This window comes from Microbacterium sp. Y355 (assembly GCF_059445345.1).
In genome coordinates this window covers 208,330-228,403 of the sequence record NZ_JCAIUD010000002.1, presented here as the reverse complement: position 1 = coordinate 228,403, position 20,074 = coordinate 208,330, and the positions used below count along the sequence as shown (strand labels likewise).

Genomic DNA, 20,074 nt, shown 5'->3' with positions numbered 1-20,074 from the left:
AGCGGTCTCTTTCTTGAGATGATGTGGGGTTCACTCCCCGAGGCATTCCCACTCTAGGCTCGGAGCATGACCCACATCTCGCAGTCGCCGTATGCGCGCGCGCTGGGTGATCGGATGCGTGAGCTGCACCCCACTCTGCAGCAGTACTTCTCGTCTCTTCCCGAGGGGCACATCGGTGTCGGCGAGGGCGTCTTCAGCAGGGTCGGCACTCCTCGGCGATGGCTCTGGACGCTATTGCGCCCGCTCCATGACCGCGGCGTGGTCTACGCCGGCTGGCAGCTGAGCGTCCCGTTCCGTGTCACCAACAGGCTTGTCGACGGCCGCGCGGTCAGCGAGCGGGAGTTTCTGCTTCCAGGCCAATCGTGGACAATGCGTGATGCGGTGGCCCTGCGGGCGAACGGCAGGCTCGTCGATGAACTCGGTGAACCCGGAATCGTGGCGGCGAGCTTCGAGACTGAGGTGCGCGACGGCGCACTGACGATGATCAGTCACGCGGTCGGGATCCGCATCGGGAAGGCCAAAGTGCGCCTTCCTCGCATCTTCTCCCCCGTCGTGAGACTCACGGAGAGCTTCGACGATGTGACCGAGCGTCAGCGTGTGGCGGTCACGATCGACGTTCCACTTCTCGGCCGGGTCTACGAGTACGTCGGCGATTTCCGCTATCGCATCGAGAAGGAGTCGCTGTGAGTTCAGACCGCATCGTAATTGGCGGATCGTCCGGGTTCGTGGGACAGCACCTCCAGAAGAAGTATCGATCCGAGGGCCGCGAGGTCGTCACAATCTCCCGATCGGGTGCCGACCTGAGCTGGGGCGACCAGGCAGGCATCGACCAGGCAGTCAACGGCGCCGCCCTCGTGATCGGCCTCGCCGGCAAGAGCGTGAACTGCCGCTACACTCCCGAGAACCGGGCTGAGATCTTCCGCTCTCGTCTCGACACCACGGCATCCCTCAGCACCGCGATCGCGACAGCAGCGAATCCACCCGCGCTGTGGGTGAACTCGTCTACCGCGACGATCTACCGTCATGCCGAGGACCGACCGATGACAGAGTCGGCGGGCGATATCGGCACCGGCTTTTCCGTCGAGGTCGCGAAGGCGTGGGAAAAGTCGCTGTTCGCCGAGGAGTTGCCTCACACGCGCCGAGTGGCGCTGCGCAGCACGATAGTCCTGGGCCACGGCGGTGTGCTCGGACCGCTGAAGAACCTGGCAGGGATCGGACTCGGCGGAGCGCAGCACGACGGCTGGTGGCCGGTATCCAAGACCAGGCGCGACGCCGGCACCGGGCATTTCCCCGGCGCGAAACGTGGCGGGCAGCGCTTCAGCTGGGTGCACATCGACGACGTGGCACGCATCATCGACTTCGTCGAGCAGCATCCAGAGCTGGACGGCCCCGTGAACGCCGCCGCCCCCTACCCGGTCGACAACAAGATCTTCATGGCGACCGTGCGCCGGGTGCTGGGAGTGAAGTTCGGCCCGCCCATGCCACGATGGATGCTGGAACTCGGCGCCATCGGCATCCGCACTGAAACCGAGTTGATTCTCAAGAGCCGGTGGGTGGTGCCGGAGAAGCTAACAGCTGCAGGATTCGAGTTCAAGTACCCGACGCTGGAACCGGCAGTCAGAGAGTCATTCGACCGGCCGGCAGCGCACTCACTCGGCGTCTGAGCCCGTCGCGGGGTTCTGATTGCGCTTCTCGATCTCCTGACGAATACGCCACTCTTCGATCTCACGGTCGAGGTCTGCGATCTGCTGTTCGGTTGTGCGAGTCTCCGAGGGCGGCGCCCAATGTTGCGCCGAAGGAGCCTGCGTCTTCGCGCGGGCCGCTCGACGTGTCATCCTCGGCATCGAAATACCGCCCCCGGCGTACTCGCGACCGAGTGCGAACCAGAGGATGCTGCCGATCAGTGGCAGGAAGATGACGAGGATGATCCACATCATCTTCGGCAGATGCTTCACCTGGGCGTTGTCGCGCGTGATGACATCGATCAGCGCGACAATCATCAGCGCGACGACAAGAATCGTCAGGAACGGCATGACTTCAGGGTAGACGACGGATGAGTCTCGTGCCGGATCAGGGTACGAGGTGGCCGGCCGCGCGGAACAGCTCGTACCACTCTGTGCGGCTCAGCACGACATCTGAACCCTCCGCTGCGGCGACGAGTCGCTCGGGAGTGGTTGTGCCCATCACGACCTGCATCTGTGCGGGGTGACGGGTGATCCAGGCGACGGCTATGCCGGTGGCGGTGACGCCGTGCTCGGCCGCCAGTCGCTCAAGCACCGTGTTCAGCTCGGGGTACTCGGGATTGCCGACAAAGCTGCCCGCTCCCGATGCCGCTTGCATCGGCGACCACGCTTGGATCGTGATCTCGTTGATGCGGCAGTACTCCAGGATGCCACCACCATCTCGGCTGATCGCTTGATCGGTGCCGATCCTGTTTGCGGCGATCCCCTGGGCGATGATCGGCGCCTGGGTGAGCGAGAGCTGGAGTTGGTTGGCCACGAGCGGCTGCCGCACGGCGGTGCGCAATAGGTCGATCTGGCGCGGGGTGTGGTTGGAGACGCCGAAGGCGCGCACCTTGCCTGAGGCCTCGAGCTCGTCGAACGCACGAGCGACCTCTGACGGTTCGACAAGGGCATCCGGACGGTGCAGTAGGAGCACGTCGATGTAGTCGGTCCGCAGCGCGCGCAACGACCCGTCGACCTGACCGATGATGTGCTCGTAAGAGAAGTCGAAGGAGCCGTCAGCGGGAACGATCCCGCATTTGGTCTGCAGGCGGATCTCGGATCGTTCGGCATCCGACAGTTCGAGAGCCTGTGCGAAACGCTCTTCGCAGGCATGCATCCGACCACCATAGATGTCGGCGTGATCGAAGAAATCGATCCCCGCTCCGCGCGCGGATTCGTAGAGGTCCCGGATCTGCGCGTCATCCTTGTCGATGATGCGCATCATTCCGGCGACGACGGCGGGGGCGGTGGCAGAGGCGAACGGCACTGTCTTCATGCTCGCAACGATACCCCGGTGTTGAATGGATTCATGGCCTTCCTCCTCTCCCCCGCCCCTGTCACCCTCACCGGCAACCTGGTCGAGCTGCGACCCCTTGACCGGACCCACCACGACGGCCTCGTCGAGGCCGTGCAGGAGGGCAACCTACAGGAGACAGCCTGGTACACATCCGTGCCGGCACCTGATGGAGTCGCCGCCGAGATCGAGCGTCGCCTCGCACTCAGCGAGAAGGGTGAGATGGTGCCGTTCACCGCATTCGATGCCGCCGGACGTGTGATCGGGCAGACGACCTTCTACGACCTGGTCGCTGACGTGCCGCGTCTGCACATCGGCTACACCTGGAACCGCCTGTCCGCCCACGGCACGGGAACGAACGCGGAGTCCAAGCTGCTGCTCCTGCGGCATGCGTTCGAAACGCTCGGGGTGTACCGGGTGGGGCTGACAACCCAGTGGGTGAACTTCCAGTCCCGTGCGGCGATCGAGCGCCTCGGGGCGAAGCAGGACGGCGTGATGCGGGCCATCTCCCGCTACCGCAACGGTGCGCTTCGCGACAGCGTGGAGTTCTCCATCATCGAGCCAGAGTGGCCGGCCGTGAGGGCGACCTTGGAAGCACGATTGGCGAAGCGGCGCTGATTCACGGAAGAAGCGCCGCCGGGGTTGACACCCCGACGGCGCTTCGCGTGCTGAGCGTCAGTCCTGTTCGTAGCTGAGGCCGAACCCGTAGGCGAAAAGCGCCCCGTCTTCGGTCTCGTCATAGCCAGGAGTGTCGCTGTTCTGCTCGATAACAGCCTCACGCGTGCCTGCCAGGGCGAACGGCAAGCGCCCCTGCGGGTTGAACTCGCCGGAGACGACGTCCATCAATGCCGCCGTGGTGTTGCCGAAGTTGGCGAGGATCGCACCAGCATCGCGCAGGCCGCTCTCCTCGTCGAGCACGAACGGCTGACGGAAGTAGATGTCCAGAACGGTGTTCTCGGCACCAACCTCGGCCATCACCTGCTGCACCGAGTCGAGCGCCGGGGTGACCTCCCACGACTCGGACTGCGCAATGCCGGTGAAGTCGAGGATGCTCGACTCCCAAGGCAGCGAACCGCCGAAACGCAGACCGGAGTCCGTGCAGGAGCCGGTACCGGTGACGACGCACGCGTCAGCCGCGCCATAAGAACTCTGCCCGTCGAGTCCAGTGACACCGTCGATCACACTCGGGTTGATGTGGTCGCTGTTGAGGCCCGTTGCCGGGTCGTTGCTGGCGTAGGCGCCAGTGTTGATGTTGCGCGCCGTCATCGAGATGAGCGCGACGTCGGCGTCGGCAGCAGTACGCTGCTCTGCCGAGTCGTTGCCGTCGATGACCTCGAAGCCGGCCGCCTCGACCTCCACAGCGTCGATGTTGCCGAGTACGTAGACCGTCTCGCCGCCCTTGAACGGAAGGAGCGACTCGCCATCGTTCTCCTCGTTCTGCAGGAGCACGGTGGACTTGCGCTGCAGGTCCAGAGCGCTCGCCTGGTGCTCTTCACTGCCCACCGTGGCATCCGCGAGAGCCGGGTCGACATATGGGTTCTCGAACAATCCCATCTCGAACATCGGCGCCAGCATGCGCTCAGCGGCAAGCGTCACACGCTCTTCGCTGACCAGACCGGTATCCACCAGATCAGTGATCGTCGACACGTCGTGGAATCCGGACAGGGTGTCGGTTCCGCCGTTGATCGCCGCTGCGACGCGCTCAGGCACGGTGGCCTCTTCCAGCCCCCACGCACGATCATTGATGATGCCGGTGTCGGAGTTCACGTATCCGTCGAACCCCATCTGGTCACGCAGCAGGCCGTTGACGATCTGATCGGAGAACGCCATGCCGACCTCGTCGTAGTCCACACCTTCGTAGGTGACGTCGACGGGCACGCCGTAGTACGGCATGATCGAGGAGACGCCCGCCTCAATGGCGGCTTCGAACGGCTTGAGGTGGTAGCCGAATGCATTACCGGGATAGACCTGCGCCTTGCCGAAGGAGTAGTGCGGGTCAAGACCCAGTTCCTGCGGGCCACCGCCCGGGAAGTGCTTCATGGTCAGAGCGACGTTGCTGTCCGCGCTCAGCGAGTTGCCATCCTTGCCAACCTCGCCCTGAAGCGACTCGACGAGCTGCCTGGCGATGTTCGCGCCGAGATCAGCATCCTCGGTGAATGTTTCGTGCGTGCGGTACCAGCGCGGTTCGGTGGAGAGATCTGCCATGTAGCCGTACATGCCACGCAGGCCGATCGATGACCATTCGTCCCCCATCACGGTGGCGAACTCATCGACGACGGACATTTCTCCGTCGGTCGCCTCGCCGGTCTGCAGAGCCTGTTCGCCGAGCGCCGCCGCGGCGATGCCCGCCTCCTTCGGGAACGGCGAGAAGGCGCCGGCCGACTCGTTGATGCCCGCTCTTGCTTGCGGATCGATGTGGTTGCGTGCGTTGGATTTGTACAGCACGGGGATGCCGAGACGAGTCGCTTCGCTCTGCTCCTGGATCGCGTTCATGAACTCTGCGGCTTCGGCAGGCGTCACGGTGACGTTGGTGGAGAATCCGCCACCCGCAGGGGCGCATTCCGCCCGGTCACCGGCATCCACCACGTTGCGGAAGATGAAACGGTGCATCTGCTGCTCGCCGATGTAGTCGGCCGCGAGCGCGGGCACAGTGCCGAACTCACCGGTTGCGACGTCACATGACGCGTTGAGCGTGTCGATCAGCATGAGGCCGGCCTTCTCCTCAAGCGTCATCTGGCCGATGAGATCGGCCACACGATCGTCGACGGGCTTTCGCCAGTCCTCGTAAACGTCCAGCGCACCGTTTGCGTTGAGGTCCTTGAAGTATCGGCCCTTGACCTTGATGGTGTCCTTGTCTCTGGACTCCAGCACCGGCGGCTTGCCATGATTGCCCTCATTGCCGGTGGCGACGGGCTGCGGTGCGGCGGCGACTCCACCGATGCCGACTCCCAGGGTCAGGGGTACGGCAAGGACGAGCGAAATGAGTCCTCGCCGCCGGGTGCCACGTGAAAATGCGTGCATGGAACAGTTCTCCTTCGAACAGGGGGCTCTCGGAATTGGGTTCCGAGAGCACTCAGCCTGCCGGGGCTGTTCAGTTGCGGCTAGCGATTGCCGCCAGTTGCACGCGTGGGGTCAACAGGACGACCCCTGTTGCCACCTCAGTTGGCGGCGGGGCCACCATCCCAGTTGTTCGAACGACGCGTCGCGCCGCTCTTGCCCTCGCGCATGATCCACGCCATCGAAAGGCTGAAGGCGAGCACGCCCGCGCAGAAGACGATCGCCTGGAAGTCTGGCAGACCGTGCGAGATGCCCATCAGCACGATCCCGCCGAGGAACAGGACCAGGAAGATGATGAAGCTGAGAATCACGGGGTGCCTCCTATAGTGAATGCTCTGTCCAGGATACCCGGGTGGGTGCTCTGGAATGACGAAACAGGCGGATGCCGGAGCATCCGCCCCGCGCGAATCACTCTGGCCACGAGTTCGAGCGGATGACTTCCACGAAGTCGCCCCTCACATACCCCGGCATGTAGTGCGCGAGCACGTCTGCGTTCACATTGCCGAAGGTGCTATCCGGACGCCGACGGTTACCTTCCGCAAAGGCGTTGAGGATCTGATTCTTGAAATCCACTCTCGGGTGGATCGTGGTCACGGCTTCGATCTCGTCGGCGGTGAGGTCTTGGTACCAGATGCCCAGGACGTCTGTCTCGACTCCGGCCGTGACAAGCGCGACTTCCGGAGCCATGAACTCGGGAACGCCAGGCGTCGTGTGCAGCGCGATTCCGGTCCACACGGCTGCCGTGCGCTCGTCGTCCACACCGCGCGAGGCGAGGAAGTCACGAGCGGCGTTGGCACCGTCGACCTCGAATCGGAGGAGCGAGTCGTGGAATGCGCTCGTCAACCCGAGGTCATGGAACATCGCTCCGGCGTAGAGCAGTTCGAGGTCGACGTCGACGCCCCGGCGTTGCCCCATGAGCGCCCCGAACACGTACACGCGGCGGGAGTGGTGATAGAGCAGATCGTCTTCGCGCTCACGGATGTACTCGGTGATGTCGCGGACAAGCTCAGTGTCGGGGATGGTGATCCCCGCGATCGTCTCGGTCATGTCTTCCTCCAACTCGGTCCCGCTCGACGCGGGGTAAGACAAGCATCGTCGCCGACAGCTCGGTTCGTGAGTGTCAGAATTGACAACTTTCCCTGATCTTTGGACATACTGGTGGGATGGCTGATCACACCGTCGCCTTCCTCGTCTACCCCGGCGCCAAGCATCTCGACGTCGCCGGGCCGGCGGAGGTCTTCGCAGAAGCGACGCGGCTGGGCGCCGAATATGAGCTGGAATACTGCTCCCCCACCGGTGGATCGATCCCCACATCGATCGGGGCTTCGATCAACACCGTCGCTGCGAGCCAAGTAATTCGGGCCGATACGGTTGTGGTCGTCGGAGGCGATGCGCTGCCCGTCGAACCAATCCCGCTTGAACTCCTGGAGGCCACCGCGCACCTCGTCGAAGTCGCCGAGCGGGTCGCATCCGTGTGCACGGGCGCTCTGCTCTTGGCCCAGGTAGGAGCCTTGGATGGACGACGGGCGACTACCCACTGGGCCCATGCGGCACTGCTCGCCCGGATCCACCCGAAAGTCGACGTCATCCCGGACGCCCTATTCGTGCACGACGGAAGATTCCATACGTCGGCTGGTGTGTCGGCGGGCATCGACCTCGCGCTCACCCTGATCGAAGCGGATCACGGTCCTGAACTCGCCAGAGCCGTTGCCCAGCAGCTCGTCGTCTACGTGCAGCGCCCGGGAGGTCAGTCGCAGTTCTCCTCACTGCTCGACATCTCTCGCGGAGCGCAGGCGGGCGTGAGGCTGGTCGCCGAGAAGGTCATGGCCTCGCCAGCCGAGTCGCACGAGATGACGGACCTCGCCGCGATCGCAGGCGTCAGCCCTCGACATCTCACCAGGATATTCGTCGCCGAGATCGGCATGACACCGGTCAAGTTCGTTCAGCATGTGCGCGTGGAGACCGCGAAGTCCATGCTGCTCCGCGGGGAGTCTGTCGCCACCACGGCCCGACGCGCCGGATTTTCGAACGCGGAGACCATGCGGCGCGCGTTCACGAGCAGGCTTGGGATACCGCCGAACCTGTACAAGCAACACTTCCAGGGCGTCGGCGACTGACGGAAGTCCTCAGCCTTATCCTGGCTACTTGTGGCAATGGCACTAAAGCAGCTACAGGGCGAGAACTCTTTCTCGCACGTCATCGAGGACACGATCCCCTATCGCCACGAAACTTTCCCCGAGGCTGACGGCACTGCCATCTACAGCCCAACGCGCGTAAGTCTCAGCGATGACAAACAGACACAGCTGTGCTGCAAGTCGCGTGCCAGCGCTGGATTCGCAATGCAGTTCGAATGCGCGAGCAGCGCCTTCGGCTAGGTGCGCCGACTTCAGCGCCTCCCGCTCACGGAGGTCGGGGTGCGCTTCGATGACCGCGCGTCTGCGGACCGCGACGTCGCGATAGTCCGATGAGAACACAGACTCATCGAGGACTCGGATCACCTGCGCGATGACATCGAAGGGCCGTGTACCCGCGGAGGCAGAGGTGATCGTCTCGATGAGCGCCTTTGACATCGTTTCCTCGCCGAACAGCACCTCGCGCTTGCTCGCAAAATGCCGGAAGAACGTGCTCTTCGCGAGCCCCGCCCGCCGGACAATGTCGATCACGCTCGTCTCGTCGTAGCCGTGCTCGGCGAACAGCTCGATGGCGGCTTGAGCGAGACGCTGCGGTGCGTCGGGTTCCCATCGTGACATCCCTCCAGTGTACGGGACTTGGTCTCATCGAATGTAGAGTGATGAGACTAAGTCCCGTCACTGATTTGGAGACAACATGAGCAGAGCCGTCATCTACAACGCCTTCGGGGGCCCCGAGGTCCTTGAGATCCAGGAAGTTACCGAGCCACACTCAGGCCCGGGTGAGGTGCGCGTGCGCACCACGTTCGTGGGTCTGAATCCGATGGACTGGTTGTTCTCGTCATCGCCCGAAACAGCGGCGATGTTCGGGATATCGCTCCCCGCGCGCTTCGCAACCGACTTCGCGGGCGTCATTGATGAAGTCGGGGACGGTATCACCGGCTTCGTCGTGGGCGACCGCGTGTACGGATCCGCCATCGGCCGGGCCGCCGCAGACCACATCGTCATCGATCCGGTGGGCGCCGACGTCTTACGCCATACTCCGGAGGGGATCAGCGATGCGACGGCGAGCACACTCGCCGTCGCGGGTATGACGGCTTCGGCCGCGATCGATGCGGCTGGCGTCGCCGGGGGCGACACGGTGCTGATCGGCGGCGCCGCCGGCGGCGTGGGAATCTTCGCGGGGCAACTCGCGAGGCTCGCGGGCGCCCGCGTCATCGGGACGTGCTCGACCGGCACATTCGGGTTTCTTGAGGAGCTCGGCATCGAGCCCATCGCCTACGGGGTAGGGCTCGAGGAGCGGGTTCGTCTGCTCGCCCCGAGCGGCATCACCGCAGCTGCAGACCTGTTCGGCACCGAGGTCGCCGAAGTCGCGCTCGCCCTCGGCGTTCCTGCATCGAGGATATCGACCGTCGCAGCCGGCGGCGAGGCCCCGGACGGCGTGCACACCACAGGCGCATTCAACGCCCCCGGCGGCGCGCTTGAACACATCACCGACGCGATCGTCGCGGGTGAGCTGACGGTGCCGATCTCCCGCATCTTCGAGCTTGACGAGATCCAAGAGGCCGTCGCGCTGCAGTCGAGCAGGAATATCCACGGCAAGATCACCGTCCGCATGTGAGGCGGCGCCAAGCGACCCGCAGCAGAGAACTGCATCTGGCGTCGAGAAGCAATCGAGCGCGTCGGCGACTATCGGTGTCCAGCACCAGCCCACCACAGTCCGGCAAGGACTGCGGTGGGCTGATGTTCTTCAAGGGATGTCGTCAAAGGTCGGAGGCGGGAGCCTCGCCATTCTTAACCGGCTTGCGGATGAAGAACGCCAGCACGATCGGCACGACGGCCCCGCTCGGGAGAATGTACGACAATTGAACGCTCAGCGTACTAACAGACGCCAAAGCGTACAATTGGAGTAGCCTGAGGTCATGACAATGGCGCCAGTGAAGGCCCTCGACCCCGAAGCCGGGTCTCGCTCGGTTGTGGATCGAGCACTCTCGATCCTCGGCACTTTCCAGGGTCATCGTGCCCGTCAGGCGCTGTCTGACATCAGCCGCAACAGCGGGCTGCCCATTGCCACGTGCTATCGCATCGTGCAGCGCCTCACCGAGTGGGGTGCGCTCGAACGTGATGGGGACAGCCGCTACCGGGTCGGCCTGCGACTGTGGGAAGTCGCATCACGTGCACCGCGCTCAGTTGGCCTGCAGCGGTATGCGCGCCCATACCTGCTCGACCTCTACGAGACGACAGGATTCGCCACGCACCTCGCCATCCGGGAAGGCACCGAGCTGGTCTCGATCGAGCGCTTCCATAACCCGCGCACGACCCCGCGTCGACCCGTCGTCGGCGACCGCTACCAGCTGCACATCACCGCGATCGGGCAGGTTCTGCTCGCCTACGCGCCCCGGCACATCCAGGAGGAGGTGCTCGCGGGCGACCTGCCCGCGTACACTCCGTACACATATACCGACCGCACTACGCTCGAGCGGGTGCTCACCGACATCCAGCGCACCGGCTATGCGGTGAGCGATCGGCAAGTCGACCTCGAGAACGTCGCTGTGTCTGCCCCGGTCCGCGGAGTTGACGGTTCGGTAATCGCTGCCGTCTCACTCTCGTACCCCGTGAACACGGGCGACCACCGCGGCATGGTGCACCTGATCCGCCTGACAGCGACGTCGATCTCGCGCTCGCTCGCCGCTGCTGGCTTTGGTGACCTCGCCGACTGAGCATGGCTAGACGAAACCCTCGGCCCTCCTTGGTGTGTACGGTGCCTCGAGACTCGCGACTTCGTCAGGAGTGAGTGCGATATCGAGCGCGGCCACAGCATCGGAGAGATGGTTCGGTTTCGTCGCTCCGACGATCGGCGCCGAAACGGTCGGCTTCGTGAGTTGCCACGCGAGGGCTGCCTGCGCGCGGGGGATCCCGCGCGCCTCGGCGATGGCCCTGACGGCGTCGGTAATCGCGCGATCGGATGCCTCATCCTGGAGATAGAGCTTCGCGCCTGTCTCGTCCAGCTCAAACCGATCACCCGTTACCCCGTAAGCACGCGAGAGCCGGCCCCGCGCGAGAGGGCTGTAACTGAGTACTCCGACGCCGGTCGCAGCACAGAACGGATGCATCTCGCGCTCCTCCTCGCGCATGATCAGGTTGTATTGGTCCTGCATCGAAACGAATGGGGTCCATCCGTGTTGCCTGGCAGTGTGTTGCATCTGGGCGAACTGCCACGTCCACATCGATGACGCACCCAGGTAGCGCACCTTGCCCGCCCGCACGACATCGTGGAGCGCCTCCATCGTCTCGTCAATCGGAGTGCGGCCGTCGAACCGGTGGACCTGGTATAGGTCGATGTAGTCGGTGCCCAGACGCTCCAACGATGCGTCGATCTGCGTCATGATCGCTCCGCGCGAAAGACCACGATCGCTGGGGCCCGAGCCCATCGGCATCGCGAGCTTCGTTGCGATCACAACCTGGTCGCGCGTCGTGAACTCGCGCAGCATCCGTCCGGTTATCTCTTCGCTCGAGCCAAGCGAGTAAACGTTCGCGGTGTCGAACGTCGTGATCCCCGCCTCAACGGCCGCACGAAAGAACGAACGTGATTGCTCTTCGGCGAGCGACCAGCCGTGGCCGCCACGCCCTGGTTCGCCGTAGCTCATGCAGCCCAGCACGAGGCGCGAGATGGTCAGGCCACTCGCACCGAGTCGGGTGTATTTCATGGCAGCCTCCTCAGGCAGGACCGAGGGCTGATCAGCGTGTGAACGCTGATAGACCGGTGATCGCACGGCCGACGATGAGCGAGTTCATTTCGTGCGTGCCCTCGTAGGTGTATACCGCTTCGGCATCGGTGAAGTACCGGGCGAGGTCGTGGTCGACGCGGATACCCTCGGCACCTGCGATCTCTCGGCCGAGTGCGACCGTCTCGCGCACTCGATCGGCCGCCCAGGTCTTCGCCAGAGCGGCAACCGGTTCGGTGAGTTCGCCGCGCGTCTTCAGGTCGGTCAGTCGCACCGCGAACGCGAGAGTTGAGGTTGCGTTGCCCAACATGCGCGTGAGCTTCTCTTGGATGAGCTGGAAGCCTGCAATCGGTCGTCCGAACTGATGCCGAGCGAGGGCATAGCGAAGGGCGGCCTCGTAGGCGCCGATCTGCATACCTGCCGCGTTCCAGCCGATGACGTACCGCAGTTGGGCGAGGATCGCGGAGACATCGCGAAACGAATTGATGCGCTGCAATCGCTCCGACTCGGGTACCTGCACGTCGTCGAGAGTAATGTCGCCGCTTCGCACCATGCGCAGCGCGATCTTGCCACGGATGTCGGTGACGGTCACTCCGGGAGATTCCCGCGGCACGAGGAAGGCCTTCGCGGCGCCGTCGGCGGCGTCCTTCGCCACGACCAACAGAAGATCGGAGAGGGCTGCGTTGCCGATCCATCGCTTGCGTCCGGTGAGGTGCCAGGTGTCGCCATCGCGTGTCGCCGTCGTCTCCATGCCATTTGCGACATCCGATCCGTGGTCGGGTTCGGTGAGAGCGAAGCATCCCGTGAGTTCGAACGACGGGATGCGCGGATCAAGTCGTGCTACCTGCTCCGGTGATCCGCCCTCGCGCACGACGGTGCGGAACATGCCGACCTGACCCCCGTAGAGCGTCGCGATCGACGCGTCGAAGCGCTGGAACTCGAAGTGCTTGAAACCCACGTAGGCGGGGTTCAAACGACCATCGGCGTCGAGCAGATCGGGGTCGTCCTCGAGGCGCAAAGCGGCAAGCTCGCCACGCAGGTGAGCGGGGGAATCGCCCGCTTCCCACCAGTCAGCAAGATGCGGACGCGCGCGCTCCTCCAGCAGATCGCGCAATGCCTGCAGCTTTGCGCGTTCGGGCAGCGTCAGCAGTTCGTCGATGTAACCGAGCAGATCGGTCGGCGGAGCGACGGACATCAGGTCAGTCCGAGTAGGCGGACGGCGTTGTCCTTAACGATCGCTTGGACCGCCGCGTCCGGGAACTCAAGCTTCGCGAAGTCATTCAGCCAGCGATCGGGCGTCAGCGCCGGGAGGTCCGAGCCGAACAGAGTCTTCCCGTTGAGATACGTGCGCGCGGCGCGCACGAGGGATGGCGCGAAGTACTTCGCTGACCAACCCGAGAGTTCGATCCACACGTTGCCCTTGTGAGTCGCCACGGAGAGCTGCTCGTCCTGCCACGGAACGCTCGGGTGCGCCATGACAATTTGCATCTCGGGATGCCGCGCCGCGAGGTCGTCGAGCAACATCGGGTTCGACAGGCTGAGCCGGAAGCCCCACCCGCCCGCCAGCTGAGCACCGGCACCGGTCTGCCCTGTGTGCACGATGATCGGCAGTCCCAACTCTTCGATCGCGCTGAATAGCGGCGTGTATGCGGGGTCGGAGGGATCGAACGCCTGCACCGTCGGATGGAACTTGAAACCCCGCACTCCAATCTCCGCCTGACGGCGTGCCTCCTCGACGGCGGCTTCGCCCTGCAGCGGGTCGACGCTACCGAACGGGATAAGCACGTCGGAGTTTCGAGCCGCGCCCTCCACGATCTCGTCGACACTGTTCGGGGCATGACCCAGGTTCGTCGTGGCATCGACCGTGAACACCACCGCCCCCATCTGCCGCTCTCGGTAGTAGGCTGCGGTCGCATCGACATCGCGCGGCTTCTCAGTGCTCTTGAAATATTTTGCGAGCGCCTCGGTGAGCGCGGGTGGCGATGCCGTGCGGCCAGTTGAGTCGATGGACACGTGCACGTGCACGTCGATCGCGGTCAGCTTATCGGGGTCGAATCCGGGGATCGGGCTCATGCGCCGGCCTCCTCAAGTTCGCGCATCGCGTCCTCCTTCACTCGGGCGAGTTCGATTTTTCCGGTGAGCGATCGGTCAAGGCTCACACGCACGAACAGATGCCGCGGCTTCTTGAACCCGGCGAGACGCTCGGCGACGTAGTCGAGCAGGTCGGCGGGCTCGATCTCGACTCCCTCGACGGGTGAGACCATGGCGCTCACAGCTTCACCGAAACGCGGATGCGGGAGCCCGAAAACGATCGCGTCGCCGACACTCGGATGATCGAGCAGCACCTGCTCGACCTCGGCGGGGAACACCTTCTCGCCACCCGTGTTGACGACGGCGGAGAGACGACCGAGAAGGTCGATCGTGCCGTCACCATTCGAGCGTGCCCAGTCTCCGGGAACGACGTAGCGGTGTCCGCGGATCTGCAGGAACGTCTTTGCGGTCTTGACCGGGTCGCCGTAATACCCTTTCGGCAGCACTCCCCGGAAGCCGAGGATGCCGAGGGCTCCAGCCTTGAGCGGAATTTCGTTGTACTGCTCGTCGAGCAGCACTGTACCGGGTGTGAGCACGAGCCGAGCTGGTAGGTCCTCGATGCCCTTCGTGATGCCGAACGCATACGGGCCGCCCTCGCTCGAGGCGAGCAAGTCGATGATCTCGAGGTCACCCAAAGAATGCAGCCGGTGCTTCACGTCGTCACTGAACCGCATGCCCGACGAGAAGATCCACCTAACGTGCGGGAGTCCGCCGTTCAGTTCTGCCATTTCCGCCAGGGGCAGCGCGAGCGCGTCGCCCGCGACGATGAGCCGCGTCGCGCGGTGCTCGCTCAGCAGGCGGTACGCCTCGCCGATGTCCATGCTCGGGCGGGCGTGCAGCACGACGGTGCCGCCCAGAGCGAGGGTACCCATCGTCATCGACTGCGCCGTGCCATGCAGCATCGGACTCATCGGCAACGTCACAACCTTCGGGGTCGCGGGGTCAACGGCGATCGCGATAGCACGTTCGAGAGTCCTCGGGGGCTCGATGCCGGTCACCGCCCAGGTGGATTGGCGTCGCGCTTCCAGCAGCGTGTCGAGATCCCACACCACAGCTTTCGGCGCCCCCGTCGTGCCACCGGTGTACAGCCGCAGGTCGGCGCCCGTGGGAGCCTGGGCGGGCATCGAGCCTCCGGCAGCAACGATGTCGTCGTAGCGCACGGCGCCAGGGATCGCGTCATCGTCGTCGACGATGATGATCGGAATGTTGAGCCCGACAGTGGCCTCGGTCGCGATCGCGGCGAACGATGCCGGGGCGACGAGCACCTTCGAGTCGGAGTCGACGAGGAGGGCACGCACCTCGCTCGCTGTGTACCGGTAGTTGAGCGCAACGGGGGCGACACCGGTCGCGAGGCACGCCCAGGTGAACGTCAGGTATTCCGGGCGATTGTAGAGGAGGGTCGCCGCAGCGTCGCCTGTCTGCAACCCGCACTCCTCGATGAAGTAGCGGGCGAGAGCGCCGGATTCGGCGCTGAACTGCGACCACGTCATCTCGCTGTCGCGCGTGATGATCGCCGTGCGCTCGGGCAGCTCGCGTGCGATGCCCTGCCAGAGGTCCGAGTAGTGGATGCGTGTCACTGGCCCTCCTCCGCACGGGAGGGCGGACCGGATGCCTGCGCCTGCGCGGCGAAGCGCTCGTGCCAAGCGGCGTCGATCCCGGAGGCGCTCCACCCGTCGTCGGAATAGTCGACGTCGAGGACCGTGGGGTGCGAGTACAGCGAAATTCTGTCCCCACCGATGCCGATCGCCTGACCGGAGACCGACTGCGATTTGTCCGACGCGAGCCAGACAATGAGCGGCGCAACATCCTCGGGGCTGCCCAGACCCCTTTCGCGTCGAATTTCTCGCGGAATCGGCTCACCCGCGAGATAGCGCTCGTAAAGCTCGGAATACGCGGGGATCGTTCCGGTCATCGCCGACATAGCGATCGGGATGACGGCGTTGGCGGTAATGTCGGCGCGAGCAAGCTCGAGCGACCATGTTCGTGCCATCGCTACCAGACCCGACTTGGCGGCCGCGTAATTGGTTTGCCCGAATGATCCGAGTTGGCCGGCGGGCGAGCCGATCACGATCAGACGCCCACCCTCGCCTTGCTCACGCATCCGGATGGCGGCGGCACGGCCCGTGGTAAATGTTCCGCGCAGGTGGGTTGCGATCACCGCGTCGAAGTCGTCGTCGGACATCTTCCACAACACGCGGTCGCGCAGCACGCCCGCGTTGGCTACGAGCACATCGAGCCGGCCGAACGCAGTGACGGCGTCTTCGACCAGTTGCTCAGCGGTCTCGGCCGGCCCGACGGGGCCGATTGATGCGATCGCCGCACCGCCGCGCTTCTTGATCTCGGCGACGGTATCGGCCGCCGAGGTCACGTCGACGTCGTTGACGACGACGCCGGCACCTGCATCGGCGAGAGCAATCGCGTAGGCACGCCCCAGGCTTCGGCCCGCACCGGTCACGATCGCAACACGGCCGTCGAGCCGGACGTCGGCGGCGTTCACGCGGCTCACCGGTAGTGCCTCAGGACGAGCTCGGCAGCTACAGCCGGCTTCGTCGCGCCCTCGACCTCGAAGGTGAGGGCGAGAGTCACCTGCCAGCCACCCGGTACTTCTTCGGCCTGCGCGACGGTGCCACGCACCCGGATGCTCGCCCCCGACGGCACCGCGGTTGGGAACCGGATTTTGTTGAAACCGTAAACGATTCCCGTTGTCGTGCCCGAGACTCGGTATATCTCACGCAGGTGCGGCACCACCATCGTTAGGGTCAGCATGCCGTGAGCGATGCGCCCACCGAACTGCGATTTCGCGGCGACTTCAGCATCGACGTGGATGGGATTGTCGTCGCCGGAGAGCTGCGCATAGAGGTCGATGTCCTCTTGCGGGATAGCGCGCCAAGTCGAGGGGCCGAATTCGCGGCCGGCGATGCCGCCGACCTCGTCGATCGTGGTGAACACGCGCGTCGTCTCTGCGGGCGTTGAGGAGATATCTGTCATGCGGGCTTCCTTGCCTGAGGGGGTGCTCCGACCATCCTGCCGTGTCGGAGGCGTCCTGAGACGAAGCTTTTCGACCAGTGAAACCGGGACGGGTGACCCGGTTGGGCCTATGCGAGATTGCTTGAGGCCCCCGCAGGGTGGGGCCACGCGGATACGAAGGAGTTGTACGCATGTCTGTCACGGTGTCCAGCACGCACGAAGTCGATTCGAACGAGATCCGCAAGGCACTCGACTACTACTGGGAAAACGAGTGGACCGATGGACTGCCCGTCGTTCCCGTAACGGAGTCGTACCTCGCAGAGTTTCTCGCGACCGTCACGCGCGACCCAGACGAGGTGTTATTTACCGTTGCCCACCTCAACCGCAGCATCACGGTGCGTCTCGCTGCTCTCAACGCCGCACTCGCGGGGTGCAAGCCAGAGTATTTGCCCGTCGTGATCGCCGCGTGGGAGTCCGTCGCGACAGAGCCGCACCCGGCCCGCGGCATCTGGCAGTCAACGACCGGCACGGCGCCGTTCCTCGTCGTCAACGGTCCTGTCCGCACCGAACTCGAGATCAACAGCCGGGGCAACATCTTCGGCTCAGGCTTCCGGCCGAACGCCACGATCGGACGAGCCATCCGTCTCGGCCTCATCAACGTGTTTGGTCTCACACCGCACGGACTTGACCAAGCCACGCAGGGAAACCCCTCCAAGTACACCGCTGTTGTCGGTGAGAACGAAGAGCAGAGTCCGTGGCCGTCATTTGCCGTGGAGCATGGATTCGACGCTACTGACAGCGTTGCGACGATGTTCGTTATCCGCTCGGTCATACACATCGAGGCGCGCCACACGATGATTCCCGAACAACTCGCTCTCGACTTTGTCGACACGATCTGCCGTACCGGCGCGCTCATCCACGAGTACACGTCGACGCTGCTTGTGCTCGTGCCCGAGCATGCGGAGATGTTCGCGAATGCCGGTTGGAGCAAGGAAGACCTGCGCAGATTCATCTTTGAAAACGCCGTGCGTGATCGCGCGGACTTGGTGCGGGTGGGCAAAGAAGCGCTGTCGAACAAGACTCGTTGGCGGCTTCCTGCCGACCACCCCGACTCGACGTCAGACACGGCGAGCGGCACCGACACACCGGATCGCGTGCGGTTGCTCAGCCACCCGACGAACGTGCAAATCATCGTCGCGGGCGCCGACAACGCGGGAGTCTCGGCCATCGTCGAGGTCTTCACGCTCAATCCGCCTCGCGCGATCCCGTTCTCATCCACCAAGATCGAGGCGTAACGCGGCCCCCGCGACGCAAACCCGAGGAGGAGGAGCGATGAAGCTCACCGATGAAGAGAGCTCGATGCGCGATGGTGCGGAGGGTGGCGCCGTCGCGGCCGCGATGAACCTACTCATCCGCTATGGCGACGCACTCGGAGCGGAACGCCTGGTGGATACGCGCAACGTGGCGGGAACGATGACGCAACCGTCGCCCGCGAAGGCGCAATTGGTGCGCGAAAATGGTTGGGCCAAGGCCTATGCCGTCATCAACCTCGATAGCGATGACGACTTCGAGATCCCTCGCATGAAAGTGCCGACGTGCCAGCTGCAGCACGGGTTCTCGGATGACGCCGACGGGCTGACGGGCTATGCAAAGCAGTCGATCGAACTGCAGACGGACGCCGAATCATACTATTCGGAGCGCGGCGTCAACATCCTGGCCACCTGCACGCCATACCAGGTGGGTAACCTGCCGGTGCGTGGCGAACACGTCGCGTGGATGGAATCCTCGGCCGTTGTCTACGCCAACTCAGTTCTCGGTGCACGCACCAACTGCGAGGGCGGCGCTTCGACCGGGGCCGCTGCACTCACGGGCAAGATTCCGTACTGGGGCAACCATCTCACTGAGAACCGCTACGCGACGCACCTGCTTCAGGCCGACACGAGTATCGATAGCTTCCAGGAGTGGGGCATGCTGGGCTACTACGTTGGCGAAGTCGTGCAAGAGGCGCGGCCCGCGATCATCGGATCCTTCGCTCAACCTGACCTTGCCGACCTCAAGCACTTCGGCGCCGCGACCGCGACATCCGGCGGGGTCGAGATCTACCACATCCCAGGAATCACTCCTGAAGCTCCCACGCTTGAAGCCGCATTCGGCGGGAGAACGGTGCCGGAGGCGATCCACTACGGTGATGCCCAGCGACGCTGGGCGTACGAGACGCTCAACGCGCAGGGCGAAAGTGACGACGTCGACTTCATTTTGCTCGGTTGCCCGCACGCCTCGCTCGACCAGATCGCGCAGGTCGCGCACCTGCTCGAGGGACGGCGGCTGCACGAGAGCACCGATCTCTGGGTCATGACGCCGCGGGCTCTGCGTACGATGGCGGACCGCAACGGATATACACAGACGATCACGCGCGCCGGGGGCAAGGTATTGACCGACTCCTGCCCAGCGATGTCGCGCGCGGCACCCCCCGGCACCCGCGTGTTCGCGACCGACTCAGCCAAGCAAGCACACTACCTGCCTGCGATCCTCGGCATCGAGGCCTGGTTCGGGACGCTCGAAGAATGCGTAGACGCAGCCGTAACAGGCCGGTGGCGCGGGGAGCTCGCGTGACGTTGGAGTTGCGCGGCCGCGGCATCGTGCCCGGTGTCGCCGAGGCGGAGGCACTCGTCACACACGACCCGATCTCGGGGTTCGGCGGAATCGATGTGGCAACGGGCACGGTGATCGAACCGCGGCACGAGCTGTTCGGCGTGTGTTTCACGGGCAAGATCCTTGTGTTTCCGGGAGCGAAAGGGTCGTCAGGGTGGTCGGGCTTCTTCCAGTCGACACGGCTCATGGGTACCGCCCCCGCCGCGATGGTGTTCAACGTCATCACGACCAAGGCGGTGCTGGGGGCGATCGTCACGCGCGTCCCGACTATCGTCGAGGCTGTACCCAATCCGCTTGATGTGGTCCGCACCGGCGATCTGCTGCGCGTCGACGGAGACAGCGGTGTTATTACGGTGCTTCGAAGAGCTACGCAGGCACCAGTTTCGCCAACCGATTTCATCCAGTAAAAAGATATGTTCCTCTCGCAGAGCATGG

Annotated in this window: 21 protein-coding genes; 9 read left to right on the top strand and 12 right to left on the bottom strand. The window is 64.3% G+C overall.

Annotation, left to right across the window (positions count from 1 at the left end; translation table 11 throughout):
• The first annotated feature begins 66 nt into the window (after positions 1 to 66).
• A complete protein-coding gene (locus tag AC1C2O_RS18130; RefSeq protein WP_495431969.1) occupies positions 67 to 687 on the top strand; it encodes a DUF4166 domain-containing protein in 621 nt (206 codons plus the stop codon).
• The gene (locus AC1C2O_RS18125; protein ID WP_495431968.1) at positions 684 to 1,664 is read left to right on the top strand and encodes an epimerase; all 981 of its coding nucleotides are present in this window, start codon (positions 684 to 686) and stop codon (positions 1,662 to 1,664) included. Before AC1C2O_RS18130 ends, AC1C2O_RS18125 begins: the two co-directional genes overlap by 4 nt.
• Here AC1C2O_RS18125 and AC1C2O_RS18120 read toward each other — a convergent pair.
• Both AC1C2O_RS18120 and AC1C2O_RS18115 read right to left on the bottom strand, forming a co-directional pair.
• The gene (locus AC1C2O_RS18120) at positions 1,650 to 2,033 is read right to left on the bottom strand and encodes a PLD nuclease N-terminal domain-containing protein (protein WP_495431967.1); all 384 of its coding nucleotides are present in this window, start codon (positions 2,031 to 2,033) and stop codon (positions 1,650 to 1,652) included. The two genes, AC1C2O_RS18125 and AC1C2O_RS18120, sit on opposite strands and share 15 nt — an antisense overlap.
• A 37-nt stretch (positions 2,034 to 2,070) precedes the next feature.
• Positions 2,071 to 3,000, bottom strand: coding sequence for an aldo/keto reductase (locus AC1C2O_RS18115; protein WP_495431966.1), 930 nt, complete (start codon positions 2,998 to 3,000; stop codon positions 2,071 to 2,073).
• 33 nt (positions 3,001 to 3,033) lie between these two features.
• Between AC1C2O_RS18115 and AC1C2O_RS18110 the strand changes: the two genes are divergently transcribed.
• Positions 3,034 to 3,636, top strand: a complete 603-nt coding sequence (locus tag AC1C2O_RS18110; RefSeq protein WP_495431965.1) for a GNAT family N-acetyltransferase — start codon at positions 3,034 to 3,036, stop codon at positions 3,634 to 3,636.
• Between the two features lie 57 nt (positions 3,637 to 3,693).
• Here AC1C2O_RS18110 and AC1C2O_RS18105 read toward each other — a convergent pair whose 3' ends face one another.
• The 3 genes from AC1C2O_RS18105 to AC1C2O_RS18095 all read right to left on the bottom strand — a co-directional run bounded on the left by AC1C2O_RS18105 (position 3,694) and on the right by AC1C2O_RS18095 (position 7,122).
• Complete coding sequence (locus tag AC1C2O_RS18105; RefSeq protein WP_495431964.1) at positions 3,694 to 6,039, bottom strand: glycoside hydrolase family 3 protein; 2,346 nt, start codon at positions 6,037 to 6,039, stop codon at positions 3,694 to 3,696.
• Positions 6,040 to 6,176: 137 nt separating this feature from the next.
• Entirely contained in the window at positions 6,177 to 6,386 is a 210-nt protein-coding gene (locus tag AC1C2O_RS18100; protein WP_495431963.1) for a hypothetical protein, read from the bottom strand.
• 97 nt (positions 6,387 to 6,483) lie between these two features.
• Complete coding sequence (locus tag AC1C2O_RS18095) at positions 6,484 to 7,122, bottom strand: HD domain-containing protein (protein ID WP_495431962.1); 639 nt, start codon at positions 7,120 to 7,122, stop codon at positions 6,484 to 6,486.
• Positions 7,123 to 7,238: 116 nt separating this feature from the next.
• Here AC1C2O_RS18095 and AC1C2O_RS18090 point away from each other — a divergent pair, with 116 nt between their 5' ends.
• Complete coding sequence (locus AC1C2O_RS18090; RefSeq protein WP_495431961.1) at positions 7,239 to 8,192, top strand: GlxA family transcriptional regulator; 954 nt, start codon at positions 7,239 to 7,241, stop codon at positions 8,190 to 8,192.
• 51 nt (positions 8,193 to 8,243) lie between these two features.
• On the opposite strand, the gene AC1C2O_RS18085 is transcribed toward AC1C2O_RS18090, so the two are convergent.
• Complete coding sequence (locus AC1C2O_RS18085; RefSeq protein ID WP_495431960.1) at positions 8,244 to 8,825, bottom strand: TetR/AcrR family transcriptional regulator; 582 nt, start codon at positions 8,823 to 8,825, stop codon at positions 8,244 to 8,246.
• Positions 8,826 to 8,901: 76 nt separating this feature from the next.
• Here AC1C2O_RS18085 and AC1C2O_RS18080 point away from each other — a divergent pair, with 76 nt between their 5' ends.
• Positions 8,902 to 9,825, top strand: coding sequence for an NADP-dependent oxidoreductase (locus AC1C2O_RS18080; RefSeq protein WP_495431959.1), 924 nt, complete (start codon positions 8,902 to 8,904; stop codon positions 9,823 to 9,825).
• A gap of 301 nt (positions 9,826 to 10,126) precedes the next feature.
• The gene (locus AC1C2O_RS18075) at positions 10,127 to 10,924 is read left to right on the top strand and encodes an IclR family transcriptional regulator (protein WP_495431958.1); all 798 of its coding nucleotides are present in this window, start codon (positions 10,127 to 10,129) and stop codon (positions 10,922 to 10,924) included.
• A gap of 6 nt (positions 10,925 to 10,930) precedes the next feature.
• On the opposite strand, the gene AC1C2O_RS18070 is transcribed toward AC1C2O_RS18075, so the two are convergent.
• From AC1C2O_RS18070 to AC1C2O_RS18045, 6 genes are read right to left on the bottom strand one after another with little or no spacing between them, the layout of a single operon-like run.
• Complete coding sequence (locus AC1C2O_RS18070; RefSeq protein WP_495431957.1) at positions 10,931 to 11,911, bottom strand: aldo/keto reductase; 981 nt, start codon at positions 11,909 to 11,911, stop codon at positions 10,931 to 10,933.
• A gap of 31 nt (positions 11,912 to 11,942) precedes the next feature.
• Positions 11,943 to 13,124, bottom strand: coding sequence for an acyl-CoA dehydrogenase family protein (locus tag AC1C2O_RS18065; RefSeq protein ID WP_495431956.1), 1,182 nt, complete (start codon positions 13,122 to 13,124; stop codon positions 11,943 to 11,945).
• Positions 13,124 to 14,002 carry an amidohydrolase family protein gene (locus tag AC1C2O_RS18060; protein WP_495431955.1) on the bottom strand — a complete coding sequence of 293 codons (879 nt, stop codon included), beginning with the start codon at positions 14,000 to 14,002 and terminating at the stop codon, positions 13,124 to 13,126. Before AC1C2O_RS18060 ends, AC1C2O_RS18065 begins: the two co-directional genes overlap by 1 nt.
• Positions 13,999 to 15,597: an AMP-binding protein gene (locus tag AC1C2O_RS18055; RefSeq protein WP_495431954.1), complete on the bottom strand. Its 1,599-nt coding sequence runs from the start codon at positions 15,595 to 15,597 to the stop codon at positions 13,999 to 14,001. Before AC1C2O_RS18055 ends, AC1C2O_RS18060 begins: the two co-directional genes overlap by 4 nt.
• Entirely contained in the window at positions 15,594 to 16,526 is a 933-nt protein-coding gene (locus AC1C2O_RS18050; RefSeq protein WP_495431953.1) for an SDR family oxidoreductase, read from the bottom strand. The genes AC1C2O_RS18055 and AC1C2O_RS18050 overlap by 4 nt, the downstream gene beginning before the upstream one ends.
• Positions 16,523 to 17,008 (bottom strand): MaoC family dehydratase, encoded by a 486-nt coding sequence (locus AC1C2O_RS18045; protein WP_495431952.1) that lies wholly within the window; start codon positions 17,006 to 17,008, stop codon positions 16,523 to 16,525. The genes AC1C2O_RS18050 and AC1C2O_RS18045 overlap by 4 nt, the downstream gene beginning before the upstream one ends.
• A 170-nt stretch (positions 17,009 to 17,178) precedes the next feature.
• On the opposite strand from AC1C2O_RS18045, the gene AC1C2O_RS18040 reads away from it, so the two are divergent.
• From AC1C2O_RS18040 to AC1C2O_RS18030, 3 genes are read left to right on the top strand one after another with little or no spacing between them, the layout of a single operon-like run.
• Positions 17,179 to 18,282: a hypothetical protein gene (locus AC1C2O_RS18040; RefSeq protein ID WP_495431951.1), complete on the top strand. Its 1,104-nt coding sequence runs from the start codon at positions 17,179 to 17,181 to the stop codon at positions 18,280 to 18,282.
• Positions 18,283 to 18,319: 37 nt separating this feature from the next.
• Complete coding sequence (locus tag AC1C2O_RS18035) at positions 18,320 to 19,600, top strand: aconitase X (RefSeq protein WP_495431950.1); 1,281 nt, start codon at positions 18,320 to 18,322, stop codon at positions 19,598 to 19,600.
• Positions 19,597 to 20,046, top strand: coding sequence for an aconitase X swivel domain-containing protein (locus tag AC1C2O_RS18030; RefSeq protein WP_495431949.1), 450 nt, complete (start codon positions 19,597 to 19,599; stop codon positions 20,044 to 20,046). The genes AC1C2O_RS18035 and AC1C2O_RS18030 overlap by 4 nt, the downstream gene beginning before the upstream one ends.
• Positions 20,047 to 20,074 lie beyond the last annotated feature (28 nt).